Genomic DNA, 20,714 nt, shown 5'->3' with positions numbered 1-20,714 from the left:
ATGGCGGACTTGGTCTGGAAATATTCCTTGTCGCGCTGCACATCCACGGGATTGCGCACGTCGAGCACTTCGTCGGTGGTGCGCTGGCGCGCGGCCATGCTGTCGCCATCGGAGGCTCGTCGTTGAACCGGTTGCGCTGGTGCAGGCTCGGGCCGGGCCGGGCTCGGAATCGGCCGCGCGACTTCGCCTACGCCTGGCGTATTGCCGCCGAATGTCGTCCGCTTACCAAACATGCTCGCCTCGTTCGTCTTCCCTGCTTGCCCCTAGAAACGGATCATGCCCGTTTCTTGAGGAAGGACGGCAGTTTCATCAGCCCGGCCGACTTGCCTGTGCCATGCGCCAGTTGGCGCCCGGTCACCTGCATGCCGATATTGCGGTAGACCTCGTTGACCTTGTTGTTGGCGGCGACCTCGGCCACCATCTGGCCGTTATTTGCCGCTGTTCCAAAGAGCGCGGCGTCAAAGCCGATCTGGCCAATGAGAGTGCATTCCACCGACGAGGCGAATTCGGCCGCGCCGATTTCGGGCCGCCGGGCGATGCCCTGCCGATTGATCACCAGGCTCGGCGCTTTTTCGGTCGGGCGCAGGGCCTTGATCGTATCCGCCAGATTCTTGGCATTACGCAGGTTAGCAAGGTCAGGCTCGGCCACGATCACCACTTCGTCGATGGTCGAAAGGGTGTGCCTTACCCAGGCATTCCAGGCGTGCGGAATATCGAGGATGATGACCGGCACGGATTTCTGGCAGATCTCGACGATCTGCTCGAACTCGCGCTCCTCAAAATCCCAGGTCCGGTCCAGCGTGGCCGGGGCGGTGAGCAGATTGATATGATTGGCAGCCTTGCTCATCAGGCGGTCGAGCATGGTCTGGTCGACCTTCTGATTAGCCAGAAGCGCGTCGGCCACGCCATGAGGCGGGTCCTGGTTGAAATTGAGGCCGGCCGTGCCGAAGGCGAGGTCCATGTCGATGATCAGGCAATCCTGCCGCAGCACCGTGGCAATGGCCCAGGCGACGTTGTGAGCGACAGTAGACCCCCCTGCCCCGCCCTTGGCGGAGATAAAGCCGATGGTGCGGCCGATGGGAGCGGCGCCCTCGCCGGCAAACAGCTCGGTAATGGCAGTAACGATGATCTGCGCCGTGGACGGCAGCACGATATATTCGGAGATGCCCGAGCGGATCAGCTCGCGATAGAGCAGCACGTCGTTGACGTGACCGAGCACGATGACACGGGTGGTCGCGTCGCATACTTCGGCAAGGCGCTGCAGTGCGCCGGGGATTTCCTCGGGCGGGAGCGATGTCTCGACGATGATCAGGTTAGGCGTCGGATTGGTCTTATAGGTTTCGACCGCGCCATCGATGCCGCCATTATGCGTTGTGAGGGCCACCTTGGACATGCGCCGATCGTATACTGCGCTCTCAACGAGTTGCGCGGTCTGGGAATGCTCGCAAAAAGCCTGGATGGTGACGCGCGGCACGAGGCGCGCGCCGGGGGTGATCTCCGCCGCAGCCTCTTCCTGCTTTGCCGGCTCATCCGAGGTCAGGAAACTCTTCATTGAACTACTCCTTGCACCATCGAACGCTTAATCGAGCACGAAGCCGACCGACCCGCTGAAGCCGCCACGCATGCCACCGCTGCCGGCGACGCCATATTGGTTTTCGAGCTTGCCGAGGAAGATCGCTTCCGCATCGCTTGCCGGGGTCGAATAGTCGGTCGGCACGGCGATACTGCCTGCGGGTACGGGATTGACGAGATAAGGCGTAACGAGAATGACCAATTCAGTCTCCTCGGTCTGGAAGTCCCGCGACCGGAAGAGCGCACCAAGGATGGGGATATCGCCGAGCCCAGGGAACTGGTTGATTTGCTGGGATGACCGCTCCTCGAGCAGGCCACCGATCGCCAGTGTCATGCCGCTCGGGACTTCAACCGAGGTATTGGCCTGGCGCTTGGTGATCGACAGGTCGGCCTGCGGTTCCGACACCGAGGTGTCTACCGTTAGCGCGATGGCGCCGTTCGACTTCACGACTGGGGTGAAGGCAAGCTCGACACCATAGGGCTTGAACAGGACCGTACGGGTCCTGCTGCCGTCATCGTCTTCGTCATAAGTGTAGTACGGCAATTCGCCACCAGCGAGGAACTTCGCCGGCTGGCCGGAGATCGCTGTAAGCGTCGGTTGAGCGAGGACACGCAGAGCGCCGCGTCCCTCAAGCGCGCGGATAGCAGCGTTTACCCGGTTGCCATTGGCGCCGAACGAGGCATCAATGCCATCGGTCGGGAAGGCGTCGGTGAGCAAGCCACCGGCAAAGCTGAGCAGGTTGGTGGTGCCTACATTGACGATGGCGCCAAAGTTGATGCCGAACTGCTTGGCGACGTCGCGCTTCACTTCCGAGACGGTGACCTGCAGCATGACCTGCTGGGCGCCCGCCACGTCGATAATATTGGCAACGTTCTCCGGCGCACCGGCAAACTGGACCGCAACCTGCTCGGCGCGCAGCTTATCGTCGGTGGAAAGCACCGAACCGGTCAGCACCACGCGATTGGTCGAGTCGCCGAGTGTGACGGATTCAACCAAAATCTTGGAACCGGGAATGACACGTGCCAGCGCTTCTTCCAGCGCGTTGCCGACCTGGGACGGCTCCTTGATGACACGCAGGTCCAGCACCTGGATGGTGCGACCGGCGTCATCGATGAAGAAGATATTGGTATTGCCGCCTGTGATGCCTTGCACGATAGCGCGAGTGCGGGTGCGCATTATGGCTGCAGCCACATTGGGCTGGGACACCACGACCTCGGCTACCCCCGCGGGCAGGTCAATAATGATCGACTTGTTAAGCTCGATATCGAGATTGCGCTGGGCACCGTAGGCCGTCGAGGCGACCGTGATCTGCGACTGAGCAAGGGCCGGCAAGGCCGGACCAAGCGTCGCCAATGATAGCGTGCCGGCCAGGGCCAGCAAGCGAAGGGGGAGAAATGCCGTCTGCATTGTCGTTGTCATTCTGCTCTCCCGCCTATTGCGGCATCAACTGCGGTTCGACCGCGTCGACCTGGATTTCCATTTCGTCTTCGGAGAAGCCACCTTCGGGGACGAACTCATTGACTGGCGAAAACTCCGTGCCGGAGCCCGTCTGAGCAACCGCGCCAGCCATGACGCTCTGCTCTTTGCCGAAGCGGATGACACGAACGGCCTGACTGGCGCTGGCAGGACGCTGTGCGTCAGCCCCCTTGCCGAAATCAGTGATGGATCGCAGCGTCAGGCTCAGCTGACCGCGCATCGAGGCGTTGATCAGTGTTTCTGCCTGTCCAGGCGTCAATTCGAGCGTTGCCACCGTGCTCTTGTCGAAGGTTTCCGGCGTCGGGCTGTCGTTCTCGGCTTTTTCGTCGCCACCGCTCGCCCCCATTTCGCCAAGGCGCTTGCCGATGGCCAGGACGCGGACGTTAGACAGCACCACTTCGGACTGCTGGCCCGATGGCGTCGCGGTGGTCAAGACGACGTCGACATGATCGTTCGGCACGACGAAGCCGCCGGCACTCGACACGGCATTGACCCCGACCGCAACGCCGCGCATGCCCGAAGCCAGCACCGCCGAGAGGTAGCCCTGGTCCGACCGCACGAGCTTTTGCTCACGGATTGGTTCGCCGGGGAAAAATTCGAAGCGGGCTACAGCGCCGGTAAGTTCTGCCGGCGCGTCCGGCGCGGCCGAGATCGTGACATATTCCGGACGCACGGCGCCTTGGGGCCAATCCTGCCATTCGAGCGTATCGGGCTTGAGGCGCTCGCCCATGCCGATCGGCGCCTTGGCGACGAGAACCTGCGTCTTCTGCTCCTGCACGACCTCTGTCACGACTTCCCTGGACGGAGCCGGTGCACGGCCCGTGCGTGTAACGAGGAACGCGGCAAGACCGCCTGCGACCAGGGCCACTACTACCAGGATGATACGTGCTGGTCTCATGACCCACTCCGGTTACACCGGGCGCTGACGCCCAATTCCACGGGTGAACTATGGAAGCAAAGGGTCAAGGTTTGGTTAATCGAGCACTAAGGCTTGCGGTTAACAGATTATGAATACTTGCGAATTGGGAGGCAGCGACAGAAAAAGGCCCCGGCAGCAAGCGCCGTGGCCTCGGTATCCAGCGACAATGAGATGGCTTACGCTGCGAGACGCTCGAAAATGGCAGTGTTCGAATAGACCATGATGCCTGCAATGGCCAAGGCGATGCCATAGGGAATGCCCGCGCGCTTGTTGTGCAGCCTGGCGAGCCAACCCAGGCGGGCAAGAGTTGGATTGAGCGGTATGCCGCGCACGACCAGAATAAGGATCGTCAGTACGCCGCCGAACAGGGCTGCGTAGGCGAGGTAGGGCAATGTCATGCCAAAACCCAGCCACAACGTGGTGGCTGCGGCAAGCTTGGCATCTCCGCCGCCGATGAAGCGCAATGCGAAAAGTCCGAAAGCTACGGCGAGCACGACCAGCGCACAAAGGACATGCATCGCAAACTGCTGCAGCGGCAGATTGACGGCGATGGCAACGATGAAGAAGCCGACGGTGAGCAGCAAGACCAGCTTGTTGGAGATGCGCATCGTCAGAAGGTCCGACGAGGCGGCAATGGCCATGGCAATTGGGAAGAAGAAGAGGGCAATGGTGCTCATAGAATTATCCATCTTGCTAAGACGATGCGCCTTCAAGCGCAGGCACGATGAAGCCGCGAATATGCTCGAACAATTCCACCATCGTACCGTTCAAAGACAAAAGGGCGCCAATGATAACTACGGACAGCAAGGATCCGATAAGCGCGTACTCAATTGCAGTCGCGCCGGCCTCGTCGGCCCCAAACGCCCCAAGCAGTCCAAGCGCATTCTTCATCGACGCAGCAGCCCCCCAGTCCGGTGAGACGATTATGGCCATCGAATAGTTAAACAATGGAAAAAGGGCCCCTGTTAGGGGCCCTTTTAGGCTTAAATGCTATCCCAAAATCAATTGCCGGCAGGCGGCGTCTCAGCGCCTTCAAGCGCGCCGGTCAGATCGTCGTCGATGCGCGTGAAGACATCGGTCAGGGTGCCACCCAGAAGACCGACTGCGCCGATGATGACGACGGAGATAAGAGCGGCGATAAGGCCGTATTCGATTGCAGTGGCGCCGGATTCGTCCTGCGCGAAACGTGCGAAAATGTTCATGTCCCAGGCTCCTTTTTTACACGTCCTCGAGTGACGCCTCACGGCCAGTCACACAGCGAAGATGGGCTCAGACTAGCCAGCACTGATTGCAAATGAGTTAATTGTTGTATTTCCAAACGCCGGATTTCACCCAAAAAAATCTATGCTTTTCAATGAATTAACGAGATCGATTGCATTCTAACAATCGGATCCACTCCACATCTCGACCAACGTTATTTTGAATTGCCGAACAACGACTTGGGCGCGCCTTAGTATATTCTTATCCACGCCGAAGCCACGTCGTTTGCCAAGTGTTTACCATTCCGCGCGATCCTTAGACCCTAGTTTCGGTGCGGATGGGTTCAATGCTTCGCCTTTCATTCCTTGCAGGCCTATGTCTCGTCCTTGTCGGTACTGCTGTCGCGGGCGCTCAGGACAATGCCCCGATCGATGTGAAAGTGAACATGGCGCGCGTGCTGCGCATCAGCGCTCCTGCCGCGACGGTGATTGTCGGTAATCCCGGCATCGCCGATGTCACGATCCAGGATCCGCAGACGCTGATCCTGACAGGCAAGAGCTTTGGCCAGACCAATCTCATCGTGCTCGACAGCCTTGGCGAACCAATCGCCGATACGCTCATCGAGGTGGTGCAGATGCAGGCCGGCGTCACGACGGTCTATCAGGGCCAGCTGCGCACCACCCTGGCCTGTGCTCCGACCTGCCAGCCTACAGTCATGCTGGGGGATGACAATAGCTTTACCAGCCAGACGCTGGCGTCGTCGCAACTGGTTCAATCGGCGGCAAATTAGCGCAACACTTTCTTAACCAGCGCCCGCTTTTCCGTCATGAAGCTAACGAAACCTTATCCTTAAAACGCCAGCTTCCCAGTCATGAGGAGAGCAACCAGCTTTCCCAGACAGGAACGAGGCATGTCACGCTGGCGGCTCAAATCCCTGGCGCGCGATACGCGCGGGGCGACGATGATCGAGTTCGCCATTCTGGCGCCGATTTTCTTCGCAATTCTGACGGCCATTCTGCAGACCTCCGTGCAGTTTTTTGCCGCCCAGGTGCTGGAAAGCGGCATGTCTGACGCCAGTCGTGCCATCCGCGTCGGCCAGGCCCAGCATGACGGCTGGACGGTCGACGACTACAAGAACAATGTCTGCGACCGGCTCTATGGGCTGTTCGGCAACTGCGCCGACATGCACGTTACTGTGCGCCAAATAAACGATTTCCAGTCTGCTGACTATTCGATCCCGCTCGACCTCACTTGCAAGAAGGATTGCAACTGGACGGAGGATGAGGTCTGGGTCCCCGGCGGCTCATCGAGTGTAGTGCTTGTGCAAGTCCATTACCGCTATCCCGCAATTTTGCAGTTCCCCTATTCTCCCAACATGCTTGCTGACGGGCGAAGTCTCTTGAGCGCGGCCACCGTTTTCCGAAACGAGCCCTTCTGATGCGCTCGGTTGGAAAAGGCTTCGTAAGGACGCTGCGAGCGCTCCTGCGCCGGGAAACAGGGGTAGCTGCAGTCGAATTCGCGCTGGTCGTGCCACTCATGCTCAGCGTTTATCTCGGCTGTACCGAGGCGGCGGCACTCTTAACTGCGGACCGCAAGGTGCAATCGGTGGCGGGCGCCATAGGCGACCTCGTGGCGCGGTCCAATAAGACGATCGCCCAAAGCCAGTTGAGGGATTATTTCCTCGCGTCCACCAGCATTATGGCCCCCTATAGTACGTCCGGACTGGTTCAAACGGTCACGGCGGTGTCGGTTGACGATGATGGAGAAGCAACCGTTCTCTGGTCGGTCCGATACGAAAACGGCAGTCTCTCCACTACCGTCGCCGAGCATCCAAAGAACAGCGCCTACGATTTGCCGGCCGAGATGAGAGCCATCGCCACTGGCCAGACGGTGATCGCTGCGGAGGCGGAGTACGGCTATCTTCCGCTGCTCGGCATCGTGTTCAAGGAAGCGCTCGACCTCAATCGCTCGGCGCTTTTCATGCCGCGTTTTGGCGGCACCATCACCCTTAACTGACTCGTGGGCGAGTCGTTCGATCTGATCGTGGCCTTGGATGCTTGCCGCCCCTACGCGGCCATGCCACAAGCGAAGCTCCTTCCTCCGACCCCATCATGAGCATGAACGACACCATTATCCCTGTCTTCGACCTGGGCGGCGTTTTCGTCGACTGGAACCCGATGTACCTGTTCCGCAAGCTCTTTGAGAGCGAGGAGGACGCCCTCTGGTTCCACCAGAACATCTGCACGGGCGACTGGAATCTCGAATTCGACGCCGGCGAAATCTATGCCGAGGGCGTTGCCAAGCTGATCACGCGCTTCCCGAAATACTGGCGCGAAATCCAGGCTTTTGATCTGCGCTGGAAGGAAACGCTGGGTGATTTCATCCACGGCACGGTGGACATCCACAACGAGCTGATCGAGCAGGATATTCCGACCTTTGCCATCACCAACTTCTCCTGGGAAAAGTGGGTAAGCTGTCTTGGGGAATGGCCGTTCCTCGAAAAATTCGATGGCGTCATCGTCTCGGGCCTTGAAGGCCTCGTGAAGCCAGATCCGCGTATCTATCGCGTCTTCTGCGAGCGGTATGGCTTTGCGCCCGATAGCTGCGTCTTCATCGATGACAGCGAGCCAAACATCGTTGCCGCCCGCAAGTTCGGCATGCATGGCATCCACTTCAAGGAGCCGACACAGCTCCGGGCTGAACTGATCGCCCTCGGTCTGCCGCTCAAGGCGAAGTAAAACAAAACCCCGGAGCGATCCGGGGTTTTCTTTTGGGGCTTACTGGAAGCGGCCACCCTTCTGGATGACTTCAATCTTGTAGCCATCCGGGTCCGTGGCGAAGAAGAAGCGCGCGACGGGCACATTACCGTTCTTGAAATCCACCAGCTTGCCAACAGTAAAGCCTTCAGCGGTGAAGCGCTCATATTCGGCTTGGAGATTGTCGACGACCACGGCGAGATGACCATAGCCATCGCCGAGATTGTAGGGCTCCGTGCGGCCGTGGTTGATGGTCAGTTCGAGCTCGAAACCATCGAGCTCCTGCGCCAGGTAGACCAGCGTAAAATCGGCAAACTCAATGCGATTGACGATCTCGAGGCCGAAAGCGCGGCGGTAGAAATCAACGGAGCGATCTTCTTCGATGACGCGGATCATCGAGTGAGCAAGTTTTACCATTTTTGGATCTCGTAATCTGGTGTGAACGAGCGCAACGAGGACCCCGCGCGTGGCGCGCCCCGTCTGGAGCGCGACAAGCGCGTGAAGACCTATTTCGTGCCGTACATGCGGTCCCCGGCGTCGCCGAGGCCCGGGATGATGTAACCCTTCTCGTTGAGATGGCTGTCGATCGAAGCCGTATAGACCGGAACGTCGGGATGGGCCTTGGCGAAATTCTCGATGCCTTCTGGCGCCGCCAGGAGGCAAAGGAAGCGGATATTGTTGGCGCCGCGTTCCTTGAGTTTTTCGATAGCGGCGGTAGCCGAATTGCCTGTTGCCAGCATGGGGTCGACCACGATGATCAGGCGATCTTCAAGATTGGACGGCGCCTTGAAATAGTATTCGACCGGCTCGAGTGTCTCGTGATCGCGATAGATGCCGATATGGGCGACGCGTGCGGCCGGCACGAGATCGAGCATGCCATCGAGAAGGCCGTTGCCGGCGCGCAGGATGGAGGCGAAGACCAGCTTCTTGCCCTTGATCGCCGGCGAGTCCATCGCCGACATCGGCGTCTCGATCGGGATCATTTCCAGTTCGAGATCGCGCGTAACTTCGTAGCACATCAGGTGGGCGATTTCGCGCAGGAGCCGCCGGAAGCCGGCAATGGACGTCTCCTTGTTGCGCATGATCGTCAGCTTGTGCTGGATCAGCGGGTGATCGATGACCGTGACATTGCCAACCATCTTGCTCATATCGACCACCTTTGTTTTTTCGCCGAGTTTCCGAACCGCAAAACCGGCTACCACTTTTGCTGGAAACGCTTAATTACAGGAAAGACTTGCCGTGGCGGCCCGGCGCGAGGCCAAGCCAGGCAGCTATGCTTTCGCCAATATCTGCGAAGGTTGGGCGAATGCCAATCTCCCCCTTGGGCAGGGCTGGGGAAAAGACCAGGATCGGCACCTGTTCGCGCGTGTGATCGGTGCCCGGCCAGGTCGGATCGTTGCCGTGGTCGGCCGTGAGGACCAGCAGATCGTCGTGCCGCATTTTTGCGATCAGTTCGGGCAGGCGGGAATCGAATAGTTCCAGCGCGGCGGCATAGCCGGGAACGTCGCGGCGATGGCCATACTCAGAGTCGAAATCGACGAAATTGGTCATGATGAAGGCGCGGTCCGCAGCCATTTCCATAGCTTCGAGCGTCTTGTCGAAGAGCTGCGGAATGCCCGTGCCTTTCAGCTTATGGGTCACGCCAGAGCCGGCATAGATGTCCGAGATCTTTCCAACGGCAAAAACCTGATTGCCGGCGGCTTCGTTGCGATCGAGCAAGGTGGGTTCGGGTGGCGAGATCGCGAAATCACGGCGATTGCCGGTGCGTTTGAAGGTTTCTGGGGTTTCGCCGACGAAGGGGCGGGCAATGACGCGGCCGATATTGAGTGGCGCAGTCAGCTCGAAGGCAATCTTGCAGATTTCGTAGAGGTGCTCGAGGCCAAAATGGCTTTCGTGGGCGGCGATCTGGAAGACCGAGTCGATGGACGTGTAGCAAATCGGCTTGCCGGTGCGGATGTGCTCTTCGCCCAGCTCGGCGATGATCGTGGTGCCGGAGGCGTGCTTGTCGCCGAGAATGCCAGGCAGATTGGCGCGGTGGATGAACTCTTGGATGAGGTCGGGCGGAAAGGTTGGTTCCGTCTGCGGAAAGTAGCCCCAGTCGAAGGGCACCGGCACGCCAGCGATTTCCCAATGGCCCGAGGGCGTATCCTTGCCTTTGGACACTTCGCGACCCACACCGAAGCGGCCACCCTTGGGTGTGTCAGTCAGGCCAGGCGGCAGGATGCCGGTCGAGAGTTTGATGGCGGCGCCAAGGCCCATGGTATCCATGTTCGGAACATGAAGAGGGCCAGAGCGCAGACCCGCCCGATCGGCTTTGCCGGCGGCCGCCCATTCGGCGATATGGCCCGCAGTGTTGGAGCCGACATCGCCATAGGCGGTAGCGTCGGGCGCACCGCCGATACCGACGCTGTCGAGAAGGCAGACAATGGCGCGGGGCATGGCTTTACTCCGTGGGGGCGATGCGGTCGGCGATCAGGGGGAAACTCGGCGCGGTCGCACCAAAGCGATAGGCGGCGCGAATGCGGCTTTCGGCGTCGTTTGCCGAGGTCTCGTCGCGTGCGTGGATGCGGGCGATTGGTGTCTGGCTGTCTACCTTGGCGCCGAGGCCGAGGAGGCGATCGAAACCGACACGATGGTCGATCCTGTCGGTCGGCGTCGCGCGGCCACCACCAAGCGCGACAACCGCCATGCCGACCCCACGTGTGTCGATTTCGGCGACGGTCCCCTGCCCTTCCGCAAAAACATCGCGGATGATCGGGGCTGGGCTGAGATAGCCATCCATGCGCTCGGCGAAATCGAAGGGTCCGCCGAGGACCGTTACCATTTTGGAAAACTGTTCGAGCGCCTGGCCGCTATCGAGGGCTTTTTCGACCTTGGTCCGTGCCGCCTCGATATCTCCAGCCGTCCCGGTCATGAGGACAATTTCGACGCAGAGGGCGAGCGTGACTTCCTTGAGACGGGCATCCTGGTGCGCGCCGGTCAGGAAATCGACGGCATTGCGGATTTCGAGGCCATTGCCGGCCGCGCTGGCGAGAGGCTCGTTCATGTCGGTGATCAGGGCGCCAGTTTTGAGACCGGCACCATTGGCGACGCTGACGAGACTTCTGGCCAGATCGCGTGACGCCTCAAGCGTGGGCATGAAGGCGCCGGAACCGGTCTTTACGTCGAGGATCAGGGCGCCGAGGCCGGCAGCGAGCTTCTTCGACAAGATCGAGGCGGTGATCAGCGAAATGGATTCCACCGTGCCGGTGACATCGCGAATGGCGTAGAGCGTCTTGTCGGCCGGGGCAAGGTCGGCGGTCTGGCCGATTATGGCGCAGCCTGCCTCTCTTACCGCGGCGCGGAAGAGGGAATTGTCCGGCTGGGTCTGGTAGCCGGGAATGGAATCGAACTTGTCGAGCGTGCCGCCTGTGTGGCCGAGGCCACGGCCGGAAATCATCGGGACGTAGATGCCGACGGCAGCGAGGACCGGCGCCAACATAAGGCTGACATTATCGCCAACGCCGCCCGTCGAATGCTTGTCGGCCACCGGGCCATCGAGATCGGACCAATCGAGCACCGTGCCGCTATCGCGCATGGCAAGGGTCAGCGCCACGCGCTCGTCCATGCTCATGTCCTGGAAATAGACCGCCATGGCGAAGGCTGCGGCCTGTGCGTGGGACACGGTGCCTTCGGCAAAGCCGGCGATGAAGCGGGCGATATCTTCCTTGGGAAGCTTTTCGCCATTGCGCTTCCTGAGGATCACTTCCTGGGGGAGAAAGACCATTTTTCGGCCCTTTGCGATTTGCGCGCTTGTTGCTCCACCCCTCCCCACCGCCTAACGCGGGACAGGTGTTGCTTCGAGTTTCAGCTCGATTTGTCTACGGGGCTCCGGCCGGCACGCTCGTTATCCGAGATGTGCCGGCCGATTGAACGGATTAGGCCCCGTAGGGAATCCAGACGTTCTTCACCTGCGTTGCCTTGCCAAGGAAATAATCCCCGGCAAAGCGTGGATCGGCTAGATCATAATAGAGGCCGCGGCTGGTCCAGGTCTGCTTGAGATTGCCCACCGAGGCCTTTTCGACCATGGCGGAGCCTTCGGCGGGACCGGCGAACCAGAGACCGTCGACGCCATCATGCTCGGCCAAGGTCTTGGCAAGACTGATGCTTTCACCGGTGACGATGTTGACGACGCCCGAGGGCATGTCGGAGGTTTCGAGCACTTGGTAGAAGTCGGTCATGGAGAGCGGCGAGCGGTCGGAGGGGACCAGAACCACTGTATTGCCCATGGCGAGAGCCGGGGCGATGAGGGCCACGGAGCCGAGCAGCGGGCGCGAGGGTGGCGCGACGACACCAATGACGCCAAGCGGTTCGACCATGGCAGCAGCGACGGCGCGCATGGGCGGGTTGTGGACGGCGCCATCATATTTGTCGGCCCAGCCGGCAAAGGCGAAGAGGCGTTCGACGGATTGGTCGACTTCCTTGGTACCATCTTCGCCCGTCTGTGCCTTGATGCGAGCGGCGAATTCGTCGCGGCGGTAATCAAGATTTTCGGCAAGGAAATAAAGCACTTGCGCGCGGGAGTGGGCCGCAGTTGTACCCCAACCGAGGGCAGCGCGGGCAGCTTCAACGGCGTTGCGGATATCCTTGCGATTGCCATCGCCGACTTCGCCGACAAGATCGCCCTGGGCGCCGTGGACCGGGCGGTTGTAACCGCTATCCGGACGCGCCTGCTTGCCGCCGATGTACATCTTGGCGGTCTGGTCGAGGTGGCCGGCATCAAGCGGGTTTGCGGCTTTGGCCGGGACCGACTTGGCGGCGGGAGCGGGCTTTAAGTCCTTCTCCCACTTGGGTTTCAGGTAAGCCCCCATGCCTTCGCGGCCACCTTCGCGACCATAGCCGGATTCCTTGTAGCCACCGAAACCGACGGCGGCGTCGAACTGGTTGGTGCCGTTGATCCAGATGACACCGGCCTTGAGCTTGGGCGCGATATCGAGGGCGAGATTGATGTTTTCGCTCCAGAGCGTCGCGGCGAGGCCGTAGCGGGTGTTGTTGGCAAGGGCCACCGCTTCTTCGGGCGTACGGAAGCTCATAGCGACCAGCACGGGGCCAAAAATCTCTTCTGCGACAAGGGTGTTGGCGGGCGAGACATTCGTGACCAGCGCGGGCTTCAGGAAGCAGCCATTGGCCGGGACCGTGCCATCGGGCTCATAGACGACGGCGCCTTCGGCGACGCCCTTTTTCATCAGGTCGCGGATGCGTTCGACCTGTACCGGAGCGACGAGCGCGCCGATATCGACTGATTTATCAAGGGGATCGCCGACGCGGAGATTGGCCATGCGCTTCTTCACCTTGGCGATGAAGCGTTCTTCGATCGACTCCTGCACCAGAAGGCGCGAGCCGGCGCAGCAGACCTGGCCCTGGTTGAACCAGATGGCTTCCACCAGGCCTTCAACGGCGCTGTCGAGATCGGCGTCTTCGAAGACGATGTAAGGGGACTTGCCGCCCAGTTCGAGCGAGAGGCCCTTGCCCGATCCGGCCGTCGCAGCGCGGATAATCTTGCCGACTTCGGTCGAGCCGGTGAAGGCGATTTTGTCGACACCAGAATGGTTTACCAGCGCCGCGCCGGTGTCGCCTTCGCCCGTAACGATGTTGACGACGCCCTTGGGCAGGCCGACGCGCTCGCAGATTTCGGCGAACAGAAGCGCGGTGAGCGAGGTGAATTCGGCGGGCTTGAGGACAACCGTATTGCCCGCGGCGAGGGCTGGGGCAATCTTCCAGGCCAGCATCAGCAGCGGGAAGTTCCAGGGGATGATCTGGCCGCAAACGCCGTAGGGGACGTGGTCGGGGAACTCGCGGTCGAGGTGCGTGGCCCAGCCGGCGTGGTGATAAAAATGCCGTGCTACCAAGGGGATATCGGCGTCGCGACTTTCCCGGATGGGCTTGCCGTTGTCCATGGTTTCGAGCACAGCGAAGAGACGGCTGTGCTTCTGGATCATGCGGGCGATGGAATAGAGAAATTTCCCGCGTTCATAGCCACTTAGCCCACTCCAGAGCGGGAAGGCAGCACGGGCGGCTTTGACGGCCAAATCGACATCGGCGGAGGTGCCGTCGGTGATTTCGGCGAGTTTTTCGCCCGATGCCGGATTGGTCGAGGCAAAGGTCTTGCCGGGCTCGGTCCAGGCGCCGTTGATGAAGTGGCCGAACTTGCGATTTTTGCTGTCGAGCCAGGCGTTTGCCTGGTCGGGCGTTTCGGGTGCGGGGCCGTATTCGAGGGTTTCGAAGATTTGCGCGATCTTGTTCATTTGGGGCCTCACACCATCGGCTGGCGGTAATCTGCAGCGTAGTGGCCGGTTAACCCGTGCTCTAGCTGACGCTCGATATCGGTTAGCAGACTGCTAGCACCGAAGCGGAATAAATGAGGATTGAGGTAACGCGTACCCAGCTCCTCCTTCATCAGCGCCATGTATTTGAGCGCGTCGCCCGCCGTGGCGATGCCGCCGGCCGGTTTGTAGCCGATTTCGATGCCGGTCTCTTCGCCGAACCAGCGGATCATGCGGATCATGGTCAGCGAGGTGACGAGATTGGCGTTGACCTTTTCCTTGCCGGTCGAGGTCTTGATGAAATCGGCGCCGGCCAGCATGCAGACGAGCGAGGCCTTGGCGATGTTGGTCTGGGTGGCGAGTTCGCCGGTGCCCAGAATGGTCTTGATGTGCGCATCGCCGCAGGCTTTGCGGAAGGCTTTTACCTGATCGTAAAGCGCCTGCCAGTCGCCGCGCAGGACCATGCCGCGCTCAATGACGATGTCGATCTCCTTGGCGCCGTCTTTCACCGAAGCTTCGATTTCGGCGATCTTCGTTTCGACGGGCGCGAGGCCATGGGGGAAGGCGGTCGAGACGGCGGCGACCGGGATGCCGGTGCCTTCGAGGGCATCGACGGCGGTCTTGACGAAGGTGTGGTAGACGCAGACGGCGCCGGGGAGGATGCGAAGGTCCTGCACACCGAGCTTTTCGACGATGTCACTGCGCAGGGGATTGCGCGCCTTGGCGCAGAGGCGCTCGACGCGGCCGGCGGTGTCGTCGGCATTGAGGGTGGTCAGGTCGATCAGGGTGATGGCCTTGAGGAGCCAGGCGAGCTGGTAGTCCTTCTTGACCGTGCGGCGGGCGCCGATGGAGCCGGCGCGGCGTTCGAGGGCCGAGCGGTTCATGCGGACGCGTTCGACCCAATCGAGGTCGAGCGGATAGCCGGGATTGCGCTTGTGCGCGGGCTCGTGGCTCTGGGTGCTGTCGACGACTTTGAGACTCATAGCTCCTCCACCAGGGCGGGGATCAGCTTTTGCAGCTTTGCCGCCCCTTGCACCGCCATGGTTTTGGTATGTTCATGGCTGATGTTTTCGCTCGAAAGACCTGCGCCCATATTGGTGATGGACGAGCAGGCCCAGACTTTCATGCCCAGGAAGCGACCAAGGATCACTTCCGGGACCGTTGACATGCCGACGGCGTTGGCGCCGAGGCGAATGGCCATCTGGATTTCGGCCGGCGTTTCGAAACTCGGGCCCGAGTACCAGAAGTATACGCCTTCTCCGAGGGCAATGCCCAGACGCTCCGCCGCGGCTTTAGCCTTGGCACGGTAGTCGGGGTTGTAGCAGTCGACCATGTTGACAAAACGACGGTCGGTCGGCTCGCCGATCAGGGGATTGAGGCCGTTGTAATTGATGTGATCCGAGATCAGCATCAGGTCGCCGGGGGCAAAGCGCTGGTCGAGCGAACCGGCCGAATTGGTCAGCAGCAGCGTTTGCGCGCCAAGCTCGGCCATGGTTTCGAGCGCCGGGCGCATGGCGGCGGGATTGCCATGCTCATAATAGTGCTCGCGCCCGGTGAGGATGGCGATGCGCTTGCCGCCCATGATGCCGAGGACGAGATCGCGGCCGTGGCCGGAAACGCCAGCGCCGGGAAAATCCTTCAGCTCGGAATAGGGAATTGTCACCCGGTCTTCGAGCGTATCGGCAATGGCTGAAAGGCCGGAGCCGAGGACCAGCGCGGCGGAGATGGGGTCCTTGCCGGCGATCTTCTGGATGGTTTTGGCGGCTTTGGTCATTTGCCTAGGAACTCCGGACCGAAACTGTGGGGCAGAAGCTGGCCGAGGGTTTGCACCAGCGGCTCGCCATCGACGCCATGGGAGATGACTTCCACGTCGAGATCGGCGAATTCGCGGATGCGCTGGCGGCAGCCGCCGCAGGGGGTGACGGGAGAGAGGCCGGGGCCGGTGACGTAGATGCGCTTGATGCGCTTGGCGCCGCCCGCGATCATCGCGGCGATGGCCGAGGTCTCGGCGCAATTGCCCTGCGGATAGGCGGCGTTCTCGATATTGCAGCCAGCGTAAATCTTGCCGTCATCGGCGAGGATGGCAGCGCCGACGTGGAAATTGGAATAGGGCGCATAGGCTTTTGCGCGAATGGCTTCGGCGGCCGCGAACAGGGCCTCGTCTTGATCGGTCATGCTCATCATGTGTTGGCGCTAGCCTTTGGGGCTAGCGCTCCTTGGTATAGGGAATGCCCGAGGCCTTTGGCGCTACGGCGCGGCCGATGAAGCCGGCGAGCAGGATCACCGTCAGGATATAGGGCAGAGCCTGGATGGCCTGGACCGGGACTTCGCCGATGATGGGGAAGACCTGGCCCTGGATGCGGAACTGGACCGCGTCGAGGAAGCCGAACATCAGACAGACCAGCAGGGCCGGACCCGGGCGCCACTTGGCAAAGATCAGCGCGGCAAGCGCGATATAGCCGCGGCCGGCGGACATGTTGTTGTTGAAGCCCGCCGACTGGGCGATCGAGAGATAGGCGCCACCGATGCCGACGAGACCCGCGGTGATGATCAGCGCCTGATAACGCAGGCGCGTGACCGAAATGCCGGCCGTGTCGATAGCCTTGGGATTTTCACCCACGGCGCGCAGGCGGAGGCCAAAGCGGGTGCGGAACAGGACCCAAGCGGTGACCGGCACGGCGACGAAGGCGAAATAGGTGAGGATGTTGTGGCCCGAGATCAGCTCAAAGTAGATCTGGCCGATGATCGGGACTTCGCGCAACTGCTCGGCAAAGGGCAGCGTGATGGGGTTGAAGCGCTGGTCGCCGGAGAGCTGGGGCGTATAGCCGCCGCGCTTGAACCAGGACTGGCCGAGGAAGGTGGTGAGACCTGCGGCGAGGAAGTTGAGCGCCACGCCGGAAATGGTCTGATTGCCTTTGAAATTGATCGACGCCAGCCCATGGATGCCGGAGAACATCAGCGCGGCGCCGATGCCGGCGAGAAGGCCGAGCCAGGCTGAACCGGTGACCGCCGACATGGCGGCGGCAGCGAAGGCACCTGCCAGCAATTTGCCCTCGAGGCCGATATCGACGATGCCGGCGCGCTCGGAATAAAGGCCGGCGAGACAGGCAAGGATCAGCGGAACCGCGAGGCGAACGGTGGAGTCGAGGATGAGGGTGAGATCGACGAGAAGCTGTTCCATCACTTGGCTCCCGTCGCTGGTTCGGATCGGGTGAGCAATCGCGCCAGCGGAGCGCGCAGCATGTCGCCCATGGCGCCGGTGAAGAGAATGACGAGGGCCTGGATGGTCACGATCATTTCGCGGGTAATGCCCGGCATCTGGAAGGCGAGTTCCTGGCCGCCCTGGTACAAAATACCAAAGAGCAGGGCCGAAAGGCCGACGCCGACGGGGTGACCACGGCCCATGAAGGCCACGGCGATGCCGACGAAGCCGGCGCCGTTGACGAAATTGAGGATTAGGCGGCCCTGGACGCCGCCGACATTGTTGACAGCGACCATGGCGGCGAGAACGCCGGACATGGCCATGACGATCATGATCATCTTCTGGTTTGATATGCCGGCATAGTTTGCGGCAACCGGGTTCTGGCCCAGGGCGCGAACGGCATAGCCGAACTTGGTGCGCCAGATCAGCCAGTAGATGAAGACCAGCGCGATAATGGCGAGGAAGAAGGTCAGGTTGACCGGGGAATTCTTGAACAGCTCGATGAAGGTGCGCAATTGCGGCACGCGGGTGATGGCTTCGAGCGGAGCGCTTTCATCGGAATTGACGCCCACCGGCTTCAAGACGCGCGAGATGAGGAAGCCCATCATCGAGGTGGCGATGAAATTGAACAGAATGGTGGTGATGACGACGTGGCTGCCGCGCTTGGCTTGCAGATAGCCTGGCACGAAGGCCCAGAGCGCCCCGAAGGCGCCGCCGCAGATGATCATCAGCGGGAAGACAATGGCCCAATGGGTGCCATTCAGCGCGAGGCCAATGAGGATGACGCCGAGGCCACCGACATAGGCCTGACCCTCGGGGCCGATATTGAAGAGGCCGGCATGATAGGCCAGTGACACGGCGAGACCGGCGAAGATGAAGTCGGTCGTATAATAGAGCGTGTAGCCAAAGCCCGAGCCATAGCCGAAGGCACCATAGAGCATGATGCCCACGGCCTGCAGTGGGTTTTGCCCGACGGCGAGAACGATGAGGCCGCCGACGAGGAAGGCCAGAACGACATTGAGAAGCGGCAGGAGGACGACGTCGGCCCAGCGTGGCAAAGGGGTCATCAGTTGGGATCCTTGCCGGAATTGTCTTGTGGGCTCATCTGCGTGAGGGTCTGCTGCACCGGGGTTTCGTGGGGCGCCAGCGTGCCCGGCTCGGAAACGGTGCCGACTTCGGTCGCGTGCGAGCCGGTCATCAGGAGGCCAAGTTCGGTTTCGTCGGCGGTTGCCGGATCGGCTTCGCCCACGATCTGGCCATCGAAGATGACGAGGATGCGGTCGGCGAGCGAACGGATTTCATCGAGCTCCACCGAGACGAGCAGGATGGCCTTGCCGGCATCGCGCATCTTGATGATCTGATTGTGGATGAATTCGATGGCGCCAATATCGACGCCGCGCGTTGGCTGGCCGACGATAAGCACATCGGGATTGCGCTCCATCTCGCGCGCCAGGACGATCTTTTGCTGATTGCCGCCGGAGAAATTGGCGGTTTTCAGATCAAGGTTCGGCGGGCGAATGTCGAATTTCTTGATGTATTCCTCGGCCGTCGCGCGCGCCTTGGCGATATCGAGGCCAGGGCCGGAGCCATAGGAGTGCTGGTAGCCGAGGATGGTGTTTTCCCACTCGGAGAAAGTGGTCACGAGACCCATGCGCAGGCGATCTTCGGGCACGTGGGCGAGACCTGCGGCACGGGCGCGGGCGGCGCCGTCGTCGCCTTCAAGGCTCAGCACTTCGCCATTGAGGCGAATGGTGCCGAGGAGCTGATCGCGCATGCCGGCGATGGATTCGAGGAGTTCGGACTGGCCATTGCCGGCGACACCGGCAATGCCGACGATTTCGCCGGCGCGGACTTGGAACGAGACGCCCTTGACGCGCGGCACCTTGAAATCGTCGGTGACGACGAGCTTTTCGACATCGAGCAAAACCTTGCCGGGGCTGGCAGGGCCTTTTTCGACGCGGAGGAGCACGCGGCGGCCAACCATCAGCTCGGCCAATTCGCCGGGCGAGGTGTCCTTGGTGGTCAGGGTCTTGACCATGGCACCCTGGCGCATGACCGAGACTTCGTCGGTGATGGCCATGATTTCACGCAGCTTGTGCGTGATCAGAATGATGGTTTTGCCTTCTTCTCGCAGTTTGCCGAGGATGCGGAAGAGGTGGTCGGCCTCGTCGGGGGTCAGAACGCCCGTGGGCTCGTCGAGAATGAGGGTTTCGGCGCCGCGATAGAGGGCCTTCAGGATTTCGACGCGCTGTTGCTGGCCCACCGAGAGGTTCTCGATGATGGCGTCGGGATCGACTTCGAGGCCGTAGTCGCGGGCCAGCGCCTTGAGCTGGGTGCGCGCCTTGGTCAGCGTCGGAGCGAGAAAGGCGGAATCCTCGGCGCCGAGCACGACGTTTTCGAGGACGGAGAAATTGTCGACCAGCATGAAATGCTGGTGAACCATGCCGATGCCGAGGGCGAGGGCGTGGCGGGAATCGGTGATCGTTGCCGGCGTGCCGTTGACGCGGATTTCGCCGCTGTCGGCGGTGTAAAAGCCGTAGAGGATCGACATCAGGGTCGATTTGCCGGCGCCGTTTTCGCCCACGATGCCATGCACCGTGCCGCGTTTGATCGCGAGGTGAATGTCACGGTTGGCGTGGACCGGGCCGAAATGCTTGTTGATGCCGACAAGCTCGATAGCGAGCGGGGCAGCAGCGGTCCGTTCGGACCGCTGCGCATTTGTCGGGTGAAGACTTGTCATTGGGCGAAGTCCTACCCTTGTTCGTTCAGTTTAGAGAGACGGGCACGCCTTGTCGGTGCGGAAATCGTGCACGGTGACAGCGCCCGAGATGATGTCGGCAGAGGCCTTTTCGACCGCAGCCTTCATGTCATCGGTGATGAGCGAAGCATTGTTGTCGTCAAAGGCTGCGCCGACGCCATCTTCGGCGAGGCCCAGAACGATGACGCCGGGCGCCCAGGTACCGTCTTCAACGCCCTTCATGGCGTTGTAGGTGGCAACGTCGACGCGCTTGATCATCGAGGTCAGGACCGAACCGGGGTGCAGGTGGTTCTGGTTGCTGTCGACGCCGATCGAGAACTTGCCGGCATCTGCTGCGGCCTGGAGAACGCCTGCGCCAGCGCCACCGGCAACCTGGAAGATCACGTCTGCGCCCTGGTCGAGCTGGGACTTGGCGACTTCGGTTGCCTTGCCGGGATCGTTGAAGGCTTCAAAGCCGGTGCCGACATAGGTTTCGAGCACTTCGATGTCGGCGTTGACCGACTTGGCGCCCTGGGCATAGCCGCAGGC

Annotated in this window: 21 protein-coding genes and 2 pseudogenes; 4 read left to right on the top strand and 19 right to left on the bottom strand. The window is 61.1% G+C overall.

Annotation, left to right across the window (positions count from 1 at the left end; all coding sequences use genetic code 11):
* The 7 genes and pseudogenes from ABW043_RS00680 to ABW043_RS00650 all read right to left on the bottom strand — a co-directional run.
* Positions 1-233: pseudogene (locus ABW043_RS00680) on the bottom strand (CpaF family protein); the annotation flags it as partial.
* Positions 234-274: 41 nt separating this feature from the next.
* A complete protein-coding gene (locus tag ABW043_RS00675; RefSeq protein WP_353919319.1) occupies positions 275-1,552 on the bottom strand; it encodes a CpaE/TadZ family protein in 1,278 nt (425 codons plus the stop codon).
* Positions 1,553-1,579: 27 nt separating this feature from the next.
* Entirely contained in the window at positions 1,580-2,992 is a 1,413-nt protein-coding gene (locus tag ABW043_RS00670; protein ID WP_353919318.1) for a type II and III secretion system protein family protein, read from the bottom strand.
* A gap of 13 nt (positions 2,993-3,005) precedes the next feature.
* Positions 3,006-3,947 (bottom strand): Flp pilus assembly protein CpaB, encoded by a 942-nt coding sequence (gene cpaB / locus ABW043_RS00665; RefSeq protein WP_353919317.1) that lies wholly within the window; start codon positions 3,945-3,947, stop codon positions 3,006-3,008.
* Between the two features lie 197 nt (positions 3,948-4,144).
* Positions 4,145-4,645 carry an A24 family peptidase gene (locus tag ABW043_RS00660; RefSeq protein ID WP_353919316.1) on the bottom strand — a complete coding sequence of 167 codons (501 nt, stop codon included), beginning with the start codon at positions 4,643-4,645 and terminating at the stop codon, positions 4,145-4,147.
* 16 nt (positions 4,646-4,661) lie between these two features.
* Positions 4,662-4,916 (bottom strand): Flp family type IVb pilin, encoded by a 255-nt coding sequence (locus ABW043_RS00655; protein ID WP_353919315.1) that lies wholly within the window; start codon positions 4,914-4,916, stop codon positions 4,662-4,664.
* Between the two features lie 53 nt (positions 4,917-4,969).
* Positions 4,970-5,170 carry a Flp family type IVb pilin gene (locus ABW043_RS00650; RefSeq protein ID WP_353919314.1) on the bottom strand — a complete coding sequence of 67 codons (201 nt, stop codon included), beginning with the start codon at positions 5,168-5,170 and terminating at the stop codon, positions 4,970-4,972.
* A 344-nt stretch (positions 5,171-5,514) separates the two neighbouring features.
* Between ABW043_RS00650 and ABW043_RS00645 the strand changes: the two genes are divergently transcribed.
* From ABW043_RS00645 to ABW043_RS00630, 4 genes are all read left to right on the top strand, one after another.
* Positions 5,515-5,958 carry a pilus assembly protein N-terminal domain-containing protein gene (locus ABW043_RS00645; protein WP_353919313.1) on the top strand — a complete coding sequence of 148 codons (444 nt, stop codon included), beginning with the start codon at positions 5,515-5,517 and terminating at the stop codon, positions 5,956-5,958.
* A 120-nt stretch (positions 5,959-6,078) separates the two neighbouring features.
* A complete protein-coding gene (locus ABW043_RS00640; protein WP_353919312.1) occupies positions 6,079-6,606 on the top strand; it encodes a TadE/TadG family type IV pilus assembly protein in 528 nt (175 codons plus the stop codon).
* On the top strand, positions 6,606-7,184 hold the full coding sequence (locus ABW043_RS00635; RefSeq protein ID WP_353919311.1) for a TadE/TadG family type IV pilus assembly protein: 579 nt from the start codon (positions 6,606-6,608) through the stop codon (positions 7,182-7,184). Before ABW043_RS00640 ends, ABW043_RS00635 begins: the two co-directional genes overlap by 1 nt.
* A gap of 95 nt (positions 7,185-7,279) precedes the next feature.
* Positions 7,280-7,906, top strand: a complete 627-nt coding sequence (locus tag ABW043_RS00630; RefSeq protein ID WP_353919310.1) for an HAD family hydrolase — start codon at positions 7,280-7,282, stop codon at positions 7,904-7,906.
* Between the two features lie 39 nt (positions 7,907-7,945).
* Here ABW043_RS00630 and ABW043_RS00625 read toward each other — a convergent pair whose 3' ends face one another.
* From ABW043_RS00625 to ABW043_RS00570, 12 genes and pseudogenes are all read right to left on the bottom strand, one after another.
* Complete coding sequence (locus ABW043_RS00625; protein ID WP_353919309.1) at positions 7,946-8,341, bottom strand: VOC family protein; 396 nt, start codon at positions 8,339-8,341, stop codon at positions 7,946-7,948.
* Positions 8,342-8,430: 89 nt separating this feature from the next.
* Positions 8,431-9,063, bottom strand: coding sequence for a uracil phosphoribosyltransferase (upp, locus tag ABW043_RS00620; protein WP_353919320.1), 633 nt, complete (start codon positions 9,061-9,063; stop codon positions 8,431-8,433).
* An 82-nt stretch (positions 9,064-9,145) separates the two neighbouring features.
* Positions 9,146-10,363: a phosphopentomutase gene (locus ABW043_RS00615; protein ID WP_353919308.1), complete on the bottom strand. Its 1,218-nt coding sequence runs from the start codon at positions 10,361-10,363 to the stop codon at positions 9,146-9,148.
* Between the two features lie 4 nt (positions 10,364-10,367).
* Positions 10,368-11,690: a thymidine phosphorylase gene (gene deoA, locus ABW043_RS00610; RefSeq protein WP_353919307.1), complete on the bottom strand. Its 1,323-nt coding sequence runs from the start codon at positions 11,688-11,690 to the stop codon at positions 10,368-10,370.
* Between the two features lie 151 nt (positions 11,691-11,841).
* Positions 11,842-14,208, bottom strand: a complete 2,367-nt coding sequence (locus tag ABW043_RS00605) for an aldehyde dehydrogenase family protein (RefSeq protein ID WP_353919306.1) — start codon at positions 14,206-14,208, stop codon at positions 11,842-11,844.
* Positions 14,209-14,216: 8 nt separating this feature from the next.
* The gene (gene deoC, locus ABW043_RS00600; protein WP_353919305.1) at positions 14,217-15,209 is read right to left on the bottom strand and encodes a deoxyribose-phosphate aldolase; all 993 of its coding nucleotides are present in this window, start codon (positions 15,207-15,209) and stop codon (positions 14,217-14,219) included.
* Positions 15,206-16,000: a purine-nucleoside phosphorylase gene (locus ABW043_RS00595; protein WP_295416622.1), complete on the bottom strand. Its 795-nt coding sequence runs from the start codon at positions 15,998-16,000 to the stop codon at positions 15,206-15,208. Before ABW043_RS00595 ends, deoC begins: the two co-directional genes overlap by 4 nt.
* Complete coding sequence (locus ABW043_RS00590) at positions 15,997-16,401, bottom strand: cytidine deaminase (protein ID WP_353919304.1); 405 nt, start codon at positions 16,399-16,401, stop codon at positions 15,997-15,999. The genes ABW043_RS00595 and ABW043_RS00590 overlap by 4 nt, the downstream gene beginning before the upstream one ends.
* Positions 16,402-16,432: 31 nt before the next feature.
* Positions 16,433-17,407, bottom strand: a complete 975-nt coding sequence (locus tag ABW043_RS00585; protein ID WP_353919303.1) for an ABC transporter permease — start codon at positions 17,405-17,407, stop codon at positions 16,433-16,435.
* A complete protein-coding gene (locus tag ABW043_RS00580) occupies positions 17,407-18,495 on the bottom strand; it encodes an ABC transporter permease (protein WP_353919302.1) in 1,089 nt (362 codons plus the stop codon). The genes ABW043_RS00585 and ABW043_RS00580 overlap by 1 nt, the downstream gene beginning before the upstream one ends.
* A 113-nt stretch (positions 18,496-18,608) precedes the next feature.
* Positions 18,609-20,168: pseudogene (locus ABW043_RS00575) on the bottom strand (ABC transporter ATP-binding protein); the annotation flags it as partial.
* 30 nt (positions 20,169-20,198) lie between these two features.
* Positions 20,199-20,714 (bottom strand): BMP family lipoprotein (locus tag ABW043_RS00570; RefSeq protein ID WP_353919301.1); only part of this gene is annotated, 516 nt, incomplete at its 5' end.

It is taken from the genome of Devosia sp. (assembly GCF_040509215.1).
Classification (GTDB): domain Bacteria; phylum Pseudomonadota; class Alphaproteobacteria; order Rhizobiales; family Devosiaceae; genus Devosia.
This window is presented reverse-complemented; position numbering and strand designations above follow the sequence as displayed.